Origin of the sequence: Planomonospora antibiotica (assembly GCF_014647955.1) — a bacterium.
In the GTDB taxonomy this organism is placed as follows: domain Bacteria; phylum Actinomycetota; class Actinomycetes; order Streptosporangiales; family Streptosporangiaceae; genus Planomonospora; species Planomonospora parontospora.
This window is the reverse complement of the sequence record NZ_BMQE01000014.1, coordinates 128,509-140,876: the sequence shown is the minus strand read 5'-3', so window position 1 is coordinate 140,876 and position 12,368 is coordinate 128,509. Positions and strand designations below refer to the sequence as shown.

Sequence of the window (12,368 nt, the reverse complement as noted above, 5' to 3'; positions counted from 1 at the left end):
GGAGGGATGCGGACCGGTGTCGACTGGGAGGAGATCCGAACGCTCCGGAGGTTCCCATGCGGCGACGTGCCGACGAACTCAGCCCTGTCGAGGCGCTCACGGTCGCGCTGACGACCGTCACCACTTTCCAGACGTACGCGCAGCACGCCGACACCAAGGTGGCCACCGTCGCCACCGTGCACCTCGGCACGGCGGCGGTGGCGGCCACCCAGGCGGGCGCGTTCGCGGAGGCCGCGCCTCTGCACCCGGTGCTCAGGCTCGTCACGGCCGTGCTGGCCGTGCTGTACGTGACCGGGTTCGTCATCTCCGGCCACCACCTGCTGCAGGGATTGCGCCCGCGGCTCGACGGTCCACCAGGAGCGAACCGGTTCGGGCTGGCGGGGCAGCGGGGCGCGGTCCGGCGGGCGGGGGCGGCCGAGCAGGAGCGGGAGGCGTGGCGGCTGGTGAGCAGTCTGGCCGAACTCACGCGGGCCAAGCACGCCCGGATCACCCGGGCGCTGCCCTGGACCGCCCTCATGCTGGTCACCACCCTGGTGTGGTTGGCGCTGGCAGCCCTCTACGGATGACCGGAACCATTCGTGATCAGCGGGTCGGAGTCGGCAGGAGGAACCCTCAGGCCCAGCGCCCGCATCGCGTCCCGCAGGGCACTGTCGCTCCCCGTGACCAGTTCGTAGACGTTGCTTCTCTGGTAGGAGGCCGCGAGTTTGTCCAGCCTGTCGATGAAATGGGCGGCGGTGTCCTCGCCCTTGTCGAGCATCTCGGCGACGACCCGCGCCGCCTCCTTCGGCTGCTCGGCCAGCCGCATGGCGAACTCGGAATAGCGGCTGCGGCCCGCCTCCCGGAGGAAATCCTCCCAGGCGACGCGCAGTTGCCGGGCCTTGTCCACCCGCAGCCGGGCCTCCGCCGTCTCGGTTTCGACGTCATGGAGCCTGCGCGCCCGGTCCCGGTGAAGTCGCAGCATGTCGGTGGAGAGGCCGACCTCCGCCTGCGCCGTCCAGCGCCCCCCTTTCCACCTCCTGCCATGGTCTGCCAGGCCGCGGAGCATGTTGTCGAGGGCACGGTTCACCGCCTGCTCGGCCTCTCCGGGGTGGAGAGGGAGATGCTTACGGGTGACCGTACGAGCCTCGGCGCGGATCCTCCCCTGGACGTGCCTGTGCTCGTCGTCGTCCGGGCCGGAGCGGCGTCGACCTACCGGAGACCAGGAGGTGCGGACGGTGACGTCGAAATCGTAGAGGTCCCCTTTCGCGGGAGCGGTGAAGGAGAACGTGGACGGGTTCTCTGCGGCGTTCGTGCCAGGGACGCGGTTGCAGTGGTGAACGAGCCAGAACATCGTCAGTTCCTTTCGAGGAGATCGTCGAGATACGCCGCCGTCTCGGCTGTGATCGCGCCGAGACGGCGCCACATCCTCAGGTGGAACCTGAGCGGCGCCACCAGATGCGCGGGGGGCCGTGTCAGAGCCGAGGCCACGACCGATCGCACCCGAGGGTGCGTGTCCCAGCCGCGGAGCCAATCGCCGAGGAACTCCCATGCCTCCGGCGTGATGGCCGGGATCCCGTCGACCGTGACCCCCTGGTCCAGGGCATGCCGCCAGAGTGTGATCAGCTCCGGCTGTACATCCGGGTCGTCGACCAGGTCGAACGGCGGGCGGCCGTCGGAGGGGGCGACCAGTCGGACGAAGGCGAGTGCGGCGGCCCGATGGCGGCCCGGCACGTCCCGGTGCGCCGCCCACCCGGCAAGGGTCGAGAGCACCTTGGCGGAGTTCTGCGGCTGGTGGATCTGCCAGATGGAGCGGGCCGCCTCGTCGGCGAACGAGGATCCCCGCTGCAGTGTTCCGGTGATTCTTCCCAGCTCGCGGAGCGCCTCCTCGGGCCACTCCACCCCGATCCACGAGCCGTAGACGCGGATGACGACCGAACGGGAGTTCGGCGTCCCGCCGGCCCACTCCCGCAGGCATCCGTGTACCCGGGCCGCCATGCCGGGATCCTTGGCCGTGGATCCGAGACTCCAGGCCGCGAGATCGTGCTGTCCGTCCTTCCTCCAACGGTCCAGAAACCTCTCCTCGACGGCGGGGAAGTCGTAGGTGGCGAGCAGCCCGATGACCTGTGCGGCCTTCATCCGGATCAATGCGTCCCGTTCAGCGGTCAGCTCACCCAGCCAGCTCAGCAGCGGTTGGCGGATGGTCGGCTGCTCCTCCCACACGAGCCGGAGGGCGGTCCCGGCGGACTCGGGAAGCCGGAACCTGACCACCTGGCCGTCCCCGCTCCGGCCGGTGGATTCGACCGCGATCGATCCCTGCCCGGTCCAGTCGCTGAGCCGTTCCCATGTCTGGGCCTCGCGAGGCCGGTCGGCGGTCGTCTGCCGGGCCAGTTCCTTCTGGACGAGAGTGGCCAGCCGGATCGTCCAGTGGGAGACGACCGCCGCAGACGATCCCTGCAGCACGGCAGAGGCGATCGCGAAGCAACGCCCGCCCTGTGAGGCGCCTTCACTCAGCAGCTTCTGGATCTGCTGCCGTCTCTGCTCGGGGGAGACGGCCAGGATCTCCTCTACCGACTCTCCGCGGGCGAGCCCGCGTGCCACCTGGCATGCCAGGTTTCGCGCAGTCTGGGGTGTGCAGGGCTCGGCCAGTCTCTCGCGGACCAATTCGCAGACCGCGGCCTTCTCCGCCTGCTCCGAGGCGTCGGACTGCCGGGACTCCTCCAGCGCATGGGTCAGCCAGCTGACGAACACCTGTTCGGCGGCCGGGGGCTGATGGTCCACCAGCCAGTCGTGCTCGGGGAAACCGGAGTCCACCAGGACGACGACGCGGCCGCGGATCCGCTCCATCGTCGTGCACAGGTGGAGCAGCACCTGGGTGTCGAGCCGGCACCGTTCGGCGTCGCGCGCGTCGAGGATATAACCGGTACCGGTGCGCAGCCGGGAGGGTTCGAGACGGAACGGATCAGTGCCGAGGTGGAGCAGATTGACACGATGCTCGTCCGACGCCCATCGGAGCAGGGCCGCCACGGCCGTGGTCGGCTGCCCGCGCTGCGGACCGCTCCGGAGCAGGAGTACGTGCTCGTCGCGGAGACGGGACAGGAGGATCCGGTAGGAGGCCGTGGCCACATGGCAGTGCCGGACGGCGTTGAGCAGTCCGGTCGGCAGAGGCCCCGTCCGTACGGTCTCGCTCTCCGCCGCCAGCCCGAAGAAGTACTGGTCCCGGCCGGCGGTGTTGACGGTGCCGTGGTCGCCGAAGCGGTGGGACGCGCCGGAGACCCGGTCGCCGTAGATCACCGTGTCCGCGTAGAGGGCGTCCAGGTTCTCCGCCGAGACGCGATTCTGGTGCCGCTCTTCCGCCAGCCGCCGGTGAAGAGGCCGGTGATCGTCCTCGGCTCCCGGTCCCGTCTCCGGCGTGGGGTCCGAATCCCCGGTCTCCGGCACGGGCTCGGATGTGTCGGGCTCCGCCATCATGCCCTCCCGGGAAGGTTGACCTGGTCACCGCCGACGGTGTTGACCGTGCCGTGGTCGCCGAAACGGTGGGACGCGCCGGAGATCTGGTCGCCGTAGATGGCCGTCCCCGCCGTCGGGCCGGCATCGGGACGGACCGGCCCACGGTCCGCTCCCGTCGCGGTGGTCGGGCCGTCCCCCGGTTCCGGGCCGTCGGCGCCGAAAGGGTCCAGCGCGGTGAGCGCGTGCACATCCTGGCCTGGTACGTGGACGTAGGCGATGCAGTGGTCCCGCTTCACCTCGACCCGCACCCTCCGGTACTGCTCGGGCTTCCCCAGCCCCTGGGAGATGAAGTCGTCGTAGAGCCGGTCCGAGACGATCAATGCGAGATCCGCCGCCTGGCAGGCGTCCAGCGCCACGCGCACCGGAGCGGAATCGAGCAGCCGGCCGACGCGTACGGCGTGGCCCCCGGCGACTCCCGTCGCGGCGCCCAGGCGGACCGGGCCGAAGTGCAGGGCCACTCGCAGGCGGATGGGCGTGCAGAAGTCGCCGGGGCAGCGCCGGTTGTGGCCGCCCAGCTCCGCGTGCAGTTCCCGGATGAAGGGACCGACCAGGACGTCCAGGTGCACGTCCGGCGGCAACCAGGCGAACTCGCCGTCCCCCTGCGGCTGGCGCTCGCTCCAGCGCGACCGGTCGAGCCCCACCGCGCTCGTGGCCGCGTCGAGCACCTGGGTGAGGGCGCTCTGCAGATGGAGCTGTTGCAGGTCGTTGCGCCCGCTGTAGTTCTGGATGTCCACCGCGAGGGCGGCGTGGGACATGGGCATGGCCGGCTCTGTCATCGTGTCTCCTGGGTCGGGTTGCCTGTCGAGTCACGATGACGTGTGATTTCGGGATGGAACCCGCAAAAATGCGGGTCAGGACTTCAGATCGGCGAAAGCCGTCAGCGCGTCGAGATCGGTGAGGACCACCCGGCGGTGCCCGCGGAGGACGAGGCCTCGAAGGCAGAGGTCGTGCATGGCCTTCTGCACGGTCCGTTCTCTGATCCCGATGAGCTCGCCGAGTTCGGCCTGGGTGATGGGAACGCCGATCCTCATCCCGTTACCGCAGCGCTCGCCGTACCGGTCGGCGAGTTCCACCAGGATCCTCGCCAGGCAGACGTCCGCTTCGTAACCGGCGAAGTCGAGCCTACGGCGGTTGGCGAAGCGCAGGCGGTCGATCGTGACGCGGCTGAGGACCCGAGCCGTCGCCGGGTGCCGATCGAGGTGGGCCGTGAAGACCGGACCTCTGACCACGCAGGTGACCGACTGCCTGCAGGTGGTGACCGTCGCGGAGCGTGGAGAGCCGTCGAGGGCGGCCATCTCGCCGACGATGTCGCCATTCGCCCGGATCGCGAGGAGCGTCCTGCTGCCGTTCTCCACGAACGCGGTGACCTTCACCAGCGCATCGATCAACAGGTGAACGGTGTCACCGGTGTCACCCTCGCGGATCAGGACATGAGCGGGCGGATACGTGACGACGGTACCGATGCGGAGCAGTTCCTCCCTGGCGGCGCCGGGGAGCCGGGCGAGGAACGACCCGGGCGGCCATATTCGCTGGTCCGGTTGTCGCAGCACGACAGCACCTCCTGAGCGGAGTATCACTCGCCCGGCGGCGCCCGTCACGAGGGTCCGAGAAGGGCGAACGGACATCCGGGAAGGCGGAGCGAAAGGCGACCGCTCGCCGTACGGCCATGCCCGGTGAGCATGTTCGGTGCCGGTTCCCAGTGAATTGCCAGGAACGGTGGGTAACCTCCCCCTACATGAACTGGCAGCGCACCGTCAACGAGGCCCTGGTCAGGTTCACCGGATTCCAGCTCAGACGAGTGGGGACATCCGGGTCCGCCGGGGTCGTGACCCCGGCCGTCGCGGCGGAAGGGCTCGTCCGGCCGCCGGCCGATCCGGAGGCCGACCGGCTGCTGCGCGCGCCCGTCTTCATCCTCTCGCCCGTCCGCTCGGGATCCACGCTCCTGCGGGCGATGCTGGGCGCCCACTCCGTGCTGCACGCCCCTCACGAGCTGCACGTGCGCCGCCTCACGGTGGGGTTCGGCAACTCCCTGTCGAAGCAGGCGATGGCCGAGCTCGGGCACAACCAGGCCGACCTGGAGCACCTGCTGTGGGACCGGGTGCTCCACCGGGAGCTGGTGCGCAGCGGCAAGTCCGTCATCGTGGAGAAGACCCCGGCCAACGCCTTCGCCTTCCAGCGCATCGCCACCTGCTGGCCCGACGCCCGGTTCGTCTTCCTGCTCCGCCACCCGGCCTCCATCGCGGCCTCCTGGCACGAGGCGAGCCCGGACAAGCGCACGCCGCAGGAGGCCGCGCTGGACGCCCTGCGCTACATGAAGGCGGTCCAGCGCGCGCGCAGGGCGCTGCCCGGCCTGACCATCCGCTACGAGGACCTGACCGCCGACCCGGAGGCGGAGACGCGCCGGATCTGCGACTTCCTGGCCGTCGGCTGGGAGCCGGGGATGCTCGCCTACGGCCGGCCGGAGGTGGTCAGGAAGGGCCTCGGCGACTGGAAGGACAAGATCCGGTCGGGGACCGTGCAGCCTGGGCGCGACCTGCCCGATCCCGACACGATCCCCGAGGTGTTGAGACCGATATGTCGGATTTGGGAATACCTCCCGGAAGAGGGAGGAGGACCGAACCCATGAGGATCCACTACGTGCTCCTGCACGCGTACGGCATGGGCGGCACCATCCGTACCGTCTTCAACCAGGCGAACGCGATGGCCGCGGCCGGCCACGACGTGGAGATCGCCAGCGTGATCCGGCGCCGCGACACCCCGCAGTTCCCCCTCGACCCCCGGGTCGCGCTCACCACCCTGGTGGACCAGCGGGACGGGGCGCCGCCCGACTCCACCGCCCGCCGGGTCTGGCGGCGGCTGCGCGGCCGCATCGTCCCGCGCGGGGAGTTCGCCGCGCACTACTTCACCGAGCGCGTGGAGAAGGCCGCCATCGACTACGTCTCCTCGGTCGAGGACGGCGTCCTGGTGACCACCCGGCCCGCGCTGAACCTCGTCTCCGCCCGCCGCGGGCCCGGCGGCGTCGTGCGGATCGCCCAGGAGCACATGAACCTGGCCACCCACCCCGCCACCGTCCGGGCGGAGATCGCCCGCCACTACGGCAGGCTGGACGCGCTCGCCGTGCTCACCGGCACCGACCGCCGGGACTACCAGCGCCTGCTGCCCGGCACGCCGGTGGTGCGCATCCCCAACGCGGTCCCCGACCTCGGCGGCCGGCGGCCGGCCACGCACGAGAACCGGCTCGTGGTGGCCGCCGGGCGGCTCACCGCGCAGAAGGGCTTCGACCTGCTCATCCGCGCCTTCGCCCGGGTCGCGGAGGACCACCCCGACTGGCGGCTGCGCATCTACGGCAGCGGCGCGAAGAAGGCCGAACTGCGCAAGCTCGTCACCCGGCTCGGCGTCGAGGACAACGTGGCCCTGATGGGCCGCAGCGACCACCTGCCGGACCACCTGGCCGAGGCGTCGGTGTACGCGCTCAGCTCCCGGTTCGAGGGGCTGCCCATGGTGATGATCGAGGCCATGGGCCACGGGCTGCCGGTCGTGGCCTTCGACTGCCCGACCGGTCCCGGCGAGGTCCTGACCGACGGGGTCGACGGGCTGCTCGTCCCCCCGGGCGACGTCGGCGCGCTCGCCGCCGGCATCGGGCGCCTCATCGCCGACGAGGGACTGCGCCGCCGTCTGGGCGCCGCGGCCCGCGAGACCGTGCGCGACTACGCGCCGGACGCGGTGATGCCGCTCTGGGAGGACCTGTTCGCCGAGTTCCTCGGCGCCGGCGTGACCCGCTGACCCCGGGCGCCGACCCGGTGGCCCATGGCCGGCGGCGGTCGCGGCCCGGCCGCGGCGGCTCACCACCACGGCCGATCCGCCGCCGGAAATAATCGGATGTGCTCCGTTCGGTGAATCGCTACCGTTGGAAACGCTTCAGACGTCAACGGATCCGGCAGGAGGGCCCGGTGAAACCATTTCGGGCAGGACCGCCGGATCCCGATATCAGAGAACCGAAGAGTGCTTCCCCGGTGCGAAGGCTGCGGATACTTCGTCGCTCTCTCCAAGCGAAGGCCCGGGTTCGAGTCCCGGTCCCGGCTCCGGCCGGGGTGGTGTAACGGCAGCACATCAGTGACCGCCGCCGACCCCGATCTCGGGGAAGACCTCGATTGAAGACCATCCCTTCCCGGTGCGAAGGCAACGGATACTTCGATTAGGGATCGAGAAGTCCGGGTTCGACTCCCGGCGCGCCGACCGAAAACGTGCGGCGTGTGGTGTAAAGGCAGCACGCTTTGTGCCGTCGCCGATTCCGATCTCGGGAAGGGCTCACGTTTCCACACGCACCTCCCGGTGCGACGACAGCGGTTACTTCAGGTTCGAATCCCCGGTCCCCCATGGGGGCCCAGCGCCCGGTTCGGTCGGGCGGACCGCCGTCACCCCCGATCTCGGGAGGAACACGTTCCAGCGCGCGCCCGGTGCGCAGGCGAGGGCTGCTTCCACCCCTCTGCTCCCACCGCGGAAAGGAGTCCGCTCCGATGTCCAAGTTCAACACCGCCACCGTCCGCTCCGCCCTGTCCAGCATGGTGAGGACCGGACGGACCCCGTCCGGCCGCACCCACGAGGGCGCCCCCGGCTACACCCGGGACGCCAAGGGCGAGCTCTTCCTGCTGGCGGTCTCGAACCTGGTCGGAGAGGACACCTTCTACGAGCAGGCGGGCGAGCGCGACGAGCGCTTCCGCGATCTCGTCCACCGGGTCGCCGTCGCCGACGGCGAGTGGCTGGCCCGCTTCCTGCCGTGGCTGCGCGGCACGGCGAACCTGCGCACCGCCCCCGTCGTGGCCGCGCTGGAGGCCGTACGGGCGCGCCTCGACGCCGGTCTGCACGGCCTCAACCGGCAGCTGGTGAGCGGTGTCCTGCAGCGCGCCGACGAGCCCGGCGAGGCCCTCGCCTACTGGACCTCCCGGTACGGCCGCGCCGTGCCCAAGCCGGTCAAGCGCGGCATCGCCGACGCGGTCGGCCGCCTGTACGGCGAGCGGAGCCTGCTCAAGTACGACGCCGACTCCCGGGGCTTCCGCTTCGGCGACGTCGTCGACCTCGTCCATCCGGCGCCCGCGGCGGACAGGCCGTGGCAGGGCGAGCTGTTCGCGCACGCCCTCGACCGCAGGCACGGCCGCGACAAGCCGATCCACCCGTCGCTGGCGGTGCTGCGCGCCCGCGCGGCACTGGCGGCCCTGCCGGTCGCCGAGCGCCGCGCCGTCCTGGCCGACCCCGGTCGCCTGGCGGCGGCGGGCATGACCTGGGAGGCGCTCGCCGGCTGGCTGCAGGGGCCGATGGACGCCGCGGCGTGGGAGGCCGTGATCCCGTCGATGGGCTACATGGCGCAGTTGAGGAACCTCAGGAACTTCGACGAGGCCGGGGTCTCCGACGAGGTCGCGGCACGCGTCGCGGCCAGGATCGCCGACCCCGGAGAGGTCGCCCGGTCGCGGCAGCTGCCGTTCCGGTTCTACTCCGCCCACCGCAGCGCGCCGTCGCTGCGCTGGGGGCACGCGCTGGAGCGGGCGCTGACGTCGGCCACGGGGAACGTGCCGTCGTTCGGCGGCCGGACCCTGGTCCTGGTCGACACCTCGGCGTCGATGACGTCCGGCGGGACCTCCGCGCGCTCGGCGGTCACCCCGGCCCAGGCCGCGGCCCTGTTCGGGGTCGCGCTCGCGGCCCGGGGCGAGCGGGTGGACCTGTACGGCTTCGCCGACGGAGTCTTCCACCACCGGGTCCGCAGGGGTGCGTCCGTCCTGAAGGAGATGGAGCGGTTCTGCGCACGGGTCGGCGAGGTCGGCCACGGCACGCGGATCGCCGACTCGGTCCGCCGGACCTACTCCGGCCACGACCGGGTGGTCGTCCTGTCGGACATGCAGACCATGAGCGGGCACCACACCGGCGGCGTGACCGGCGCGGTTCCGGCGCACGTCCCGATGTACGGCTTCAACCTGCAGGGCTACCGGCATGCGGCGATGCCGACCGGCTCGGGTAACCGCCACGAGTTCGGCGGCTTCTCCGACGCCGCCTTCCGGTTGATCCCGCTGCTGGAGGCGGGGCGGGGCGCGGACTGGCCGTTCTGATCCGGGCCCCGCGGGAGTCGGTTCCCCGCGGGGCCCGCCGGGACGGCGACGGGGCGCGGGCTGCGACCGCGCGGAACCGCCACCCTCGAGGATTTCAAACAGCGGTTGCGCGCCTTCGGCGAGCTCGCCGACGCAGGTGACGGACAGGGACGAAACGGAACCGTCCGTCACATCGGCCCCAACCATGAGCATGCGTTTGGCAAAAAAGACGCGGGCATTCTGGAATGATCGGCTCGATACCCCATAGGACAGCGATACTCACGGATCGTGACCGATGCCCCTCATTGATCAAATAACCGCCTTCGTGTCCGAGCGTCCCCTCGCGACGGCCGTCATCTGCACGGCCGCCCTGATCGTCCTGGCCCTGGGCTACTTCGTGCTCCGCGCCGTCTCCCGGGTCGCGGCCCGCCTCTTCCAGCGCTACGTCGCCCCCCGCCCGGTGGAGGACGTGCTGACCATCGTCGCCGCCAGCATCGCCACCGGGGTGTCCGCCCAGGGCATGTGGCGCTTCTCCGGCGACGTGCTGGGTTTCGACGGCCCGCTGCGGCTGCTGCTGTTCGCGTTCATCGAGGTCGCGGTCATCACCAGCGCCGTGCGGGCCCGCCGCAACATGCGGGAGAACTTCTCCGCGGGGATCGACGGCGTCGCCGTTTGGGCGCTCACCTGCCTGACCGCGGTGCTGTCCAGCATGGACGCGCGCAGCGTCGCCGAGGCCGTGTTCCGCCTCGCCGCCCCGCTGGTCGCCGCGTGGCTGTGGGAGCGCGGCATGGCGATCGAGCGGCACCGCATCAGCGGGCGCTCCCGGATCCACTGGCGGCTCACCCCCGAGCGCATGCTGGTCCGCATCGGGCTGGCGGAGGTCAGCGACCGCACGGCCAGCGAGGTGGACGCCCACCGGAGGCTGACCCGGGTCGCGCTGGCCGCCAAGAAGGCCCGCGCGCTCCGCGAGGCCGGGGCCTCCGACCGGAAGATGCGGGCGGCGCTGGCCAAGCTGGACCGGGAGATGGACCGGGCGGTGGAGCACACCGGGCTGGCGGTCGACGAGGCGCGCCAGGAGGCGCTGCTGTCGCAGATCGGCGCCCTCTACAACACCTCCGCGCTGATCGACCTGTCCCCGCCCGTGCCGTGGGCCCCCGAGCCCGTCTCCCCGGCGCTGCCCGCCCCCGGGCCGCGGGCCACCGTGCTCGTCGACGACGATGACGACGACGCCGAGATGGTGGACGCCGCCCCGCAGACCGCCGACCCGGCCCAGCGCGCGGCCCTGATGCGGGCGGCGCGGGAGTACTGGGACAAGCAGATCGAGCGGAGGTTCGTGCCCCGGGCGTCCGACATCGCCCACGAGACCGGCATGCCGCTGGCCACCGCCCGCGAGTGCCGGGCCCTGTGGAAGCTGGAGCCCCGCGCGCACGCGCTGATCGAGGCGGCGCAGAGCGAGCACGGCGGGGTCGACACCGGGACCTTCCCCGCCATCGAGGTGCCCGAGCCCGTGCTCACCGCCAACGGCTCGTCCCCCGGCCGCTGAACCGCCGCCGGCCCCGCTCCCGGGCGGCGGCCCGTCCGGTGAGGTGAGGGCCGGGCCCGCCCGGGTAGGTAGAGGGCCCGGTACGGATCCGTAAGGGGGGCCGATGAGCGATCCGGCGGGCGAGGGCGTGTTCTTCGTGGGCAACGCCACCACCCTGATCCGCTACGGCGGTTTCACGCTGCTGACCGATCCGAACTTCCTGCACCGGGGGCAGCGGGCCTACCTCGGCTACGGCCTGACCTCCCGGCGGCGCACCGACCCGGCGATCGAGGTCGGCGAGCTCCCGGCGCTGGACGCCGTGGTGCTCTCGCACCTGCACGGCGACCACTGGGACCGGGTGGCCCGCCGGGGCCTGGACCGGGACGTGCCCGTCGTGACCACCCCGCAGGCCGCCCGGCGCCTGCGCCCCCAGGGCTTCCACGGGGCCGTGGGACTGGACACCTGGAGCGGCCACGGGCTGCGCCGGGGCGGACGCACGCTGAGGATCACCGCGCTGCCGGGCCGCCACGCGCCCGGCCCGGCGCAGGCGCTGCTGCCCCCGGTCATGGGCAGCATGCTGGAGTTCGGCACGGAGGGCCGGGTGGACCTGCGGGTGCACATCAGCGGCGACACCCTCCTGGTCCCGGAGCTGGCGGAGATCCCGCGGCGCTACCCCGACATCGACCTGGCCATCGTGCACCTGGGCGGGACGAGGATCCTCGGCATGCTGATGGTGACCATGGACGGCAGGCAGGGGGCCGACTGGCTCGGCCTGATCGACCCGGACGCCGTCATGCCGGTGCACTACGACGACTACGAGGCCTTCACCTCCCCGCTCGACGACTTCCGCCGCCACGTCGAGCGGGCGGGCCTGGCCGACCGCGTGCGCTACGTCGCCCGCGGCGAGACGCTCCGCCTTCCCGTACGGCCGGAGCCCGGCGGCGCCCCCGGGGTTCCGGACGCTCCGGAGGCCCGGGACGCCCGGGGGCCCGGAAGGGCTACAGGCGTCGCGGGACGGGCGCGGGACGCCGCGGGGACCCGAGAGAGAGGACGACAGCCATGACCGAGACCGATCCGGAGAACACCCCGGACCTCACCGAGCGCTACGAGCGGTCGGGCCGGGTGCCGGACGACCGAGAGGACTCCGCGGGTCCGGGCGCGCCGACCGCCGCCGACCCCGGCGGCCCGCCCGCGCAGATCCCCGACGACCGCAAGGCCTCCGCCAGGTCCGGGATGCCGGAGGAGGAGGGGGAGTAGGAGTAGGACGTCCGCGGGGACCCGGG

General features: G+C 72.0%; 11 protein-coding genes and 1 tRNA gene. 8 read left to right on the top strand and 4 right to left on the bottom strand.

Annotated elements, in window-relative coordinates:
- The first annotated feature begins 56 nt into the window (after positions 1 to 56).
- Positions 57 to 566 (top strand): Pycsar system effector family protein, encoded by a 510-nt coding sequence (locus IEZ06_RS15740; protein ID WP_189237437.1) that lies wholly within the window; start codon positions 57 to 59, stop codon positions 564 to 566.
- Here IEZ06_RS15740 and IEZ06_RS15735 read toward each other — a convergent pair.
- From IEZ06_RS15735 to IEZ06_RS15720, 4 genes are all read right to left on the bottom strand, one after another.
- Positions 557 to 1,330: a hypothetical protein gene (locus IEZ06_RS15735; RefSeq protein WP_189237436.1), complete on the bottom strand. Its 774-nt coding sequence runs from the start codon at positions 1,328 to 1,330 to the stop codon at positions 557 to 559. The two genes, IEZ06_RS15740 and IEZ06_RS15735, sit on opposite strands and share 10 nt — an antisense overlap.
- Positions 1,331 to 1,332: 2 nt before the next feature.
- Entirely contained in the window at positions 1,333 to 3,444 is a 2,112-nt protein-coding gene (locus IEZ06_RS15730) for a hypothetical protein (protein ID WP_189237435.1), read from the bottom strand.
- Positions 3,444 to 4,262, bottom strand: a complete 819-nt coding sequence (locus IEZ06_RS15725; RefSeq protein WP_189237434.1) for a hypothetical protein — start codon at positions 4,260 to 4,262, stop codon at positions 3,444 to 3,446. Before IEZ06_RS15725 ends, IEZ06_RS15730 begins: the two co-directional genes overlap by 1 nt.
- A gap of 75 nt (positions 4,263 to 4,337) precedes the next feature.
- Positions 4,338 to 5,036 (bottom strand): Crp/Fnr family transcriptional regulator, encoded by a 699-nt coding sequence (locus IEZ06_RS15720; protein ID WP_229798200.1) that lies wholly within the window; start codon positions 5,034 to 5,036, stop codon positions 4,338 to 4,340.
- 185 nt (positions 5,037 to 5,221) lie between these two features.
- Here IEZ06_RS15720 and IEZ06_RS15715 point away from each other — a divergent pair, with 185 nt between their 5' ends.
- The 7 genes from IEZ06_RS15715 to IEZ06_RS15685 all read left to right on the top strand — a co-directional run bounded on the left by IEZ06_RS15715 (position 5,222) and on the right by IEZ06_RS15685 (position 12,342).
- On the top strand, positions 5,222 to 6,112 hold the full coding sequence (locus IEZ06_RS15715) for a sulfotransferase family protein (protein ID WP_189237432.1): 891 nt from the start codon (positions 5,222 to 5,224) through the stop codon (positions 6,110 to 6,112).
- Entirely contained in the window at positions 6,109 to 7,269 is a 1,161-nt protein-coding gene (locus tag IEZ06_RS15710) for a glycosyltransferase family 4 protein (RefSeq protein ID WP_189237431.1), read from the top strand. Before IEZ06_RS15715 ends, IEZ06_RS15710 begins: the two co-directional genes overlap by 4 nt.
- Positions 7,270 to 7,496: 227 nt before the next feature.
- Positions 7,497 to 7,568, top strand: a tRNA-Glu gene (locus IEZ06_RS15705).
- Between the two features lie 435 nt (positions 7,569 to 8,003).
- Positions 8,004 to 9,584: a TROVE domain-containing protein gene (locus tag IEZ06_RS15700; RefSeq protein ID WP_189237430.1), complete on the top strand. Its 1,581-nt coding sequence runs from the start codon at positions 8,004 to 8,006 to the stop codon at positions 9,582 to 9,584.
- A 304-nt stretch (positions 9,585 to 9,888) separates the two neighbouring features.
- Positions 9,889 to 11,106, top strand: coding sequence for a hypothetical protein (locus tag IEZ06_RS15695; RefSeq protein WP_229798198.1), 1,218 nt, complete (start codon positions 9,889 to 9,891; stop codon positions 11,104 to 11,106).
- Between the two features lie 103 nt (positions 11,107 to 11,209).
- Entirely contained in the window at positions 11,210 to 12,148 is a 939-nt protein-coding gene (locus IEZ06_RS15690; RefSeq protein ID WP_189237428.1) for an MBL fold metallo-hydrolase, read from the top strand.
- Positions 12,145 to 12,342, top strand: coding sequence for a hypothetical protein (locus IEZ06_RS15685; protein WP_189237427.1), 198 nt, complete (start codon positions 12,145 to 12,147; stop codon positions 12,340 to 12,342). Before IEZ06_RS15690 ends, IEZ06_RS15685 begins: the two co-directional genes overlap by 4 nt.
- Positions 12,343 to 12,368: the final 26 nt, after the last annotated feature.

Excerpts from the sequence above, each read along its gene's own strand:
- IEZ06_RS15740 (WP_189237437.1), top strand. The coding sequence starts at position 57 with ATGCGGCGACGTGCCGACGAACTCAGCCCTGTCGAGGCGCTCACGGTC.
- IEZ06_RS15735 (WP_189237436.1), bottom strand. The coding sequence starts at position 1,330 with ATGTTCTGGCTCGTTCACCACTGCAACCGCGTCCCTGGCACGAACGCC.
- IEZ06_RS15730 (WP_189237435.1), bottom strand. The coding sequence starts at position 3,444 with ATGGCGGAGCCCGACACATCCGAGCCCGTGCCGGAGACCGGGGATTCG.
- IEZ06_RS15725 (WP_189237434.1), bottom strand. The coding sequence starts at position 4,262 with ATGACAGAGCCGGCCATGCCCATGTCCCACGCCGCCCTCGCGGTGGAC.
- IEZ06_RS15715 (WP_189237432.1), top strand. The coding sequence starts at position 5,222 with ATGAACTGGCAGCGCACCGTCAACGAGGCCCTGGTCAGGTTCACCGGA.
- IEZ06_RS15710 (WP_189237431.1), top strand. The coding sequence starts at position 6,109 with ATGAGGATCCACTACGTGCTCCTGCACGCGTACGGCATGGGCGGCACC.
- IEZ06_RS15700 (WP_189237430.1), top strand. The coding sequence starts at position 8,004 with ATGTCCAAGTTCAACACCGCCACCGTCCGCTCCGCCCTGTCCAGCATG.
- IEZ06_RS15690 (WP_189237428.1), top strand. The coding sequence starts at position 11,210 with ATGAGCGATCCGGCGGGCGAGGGCGTGTTCTTCGTGGGCAACGCCACC.
- IEZ06_RS15685 (WP_189237427.1), top strand. The coding sequence starts at position 12,145 with ATGACCGAGACCGATCCGGAGAACACCCCGGACCTCACCGAGCGCTAC.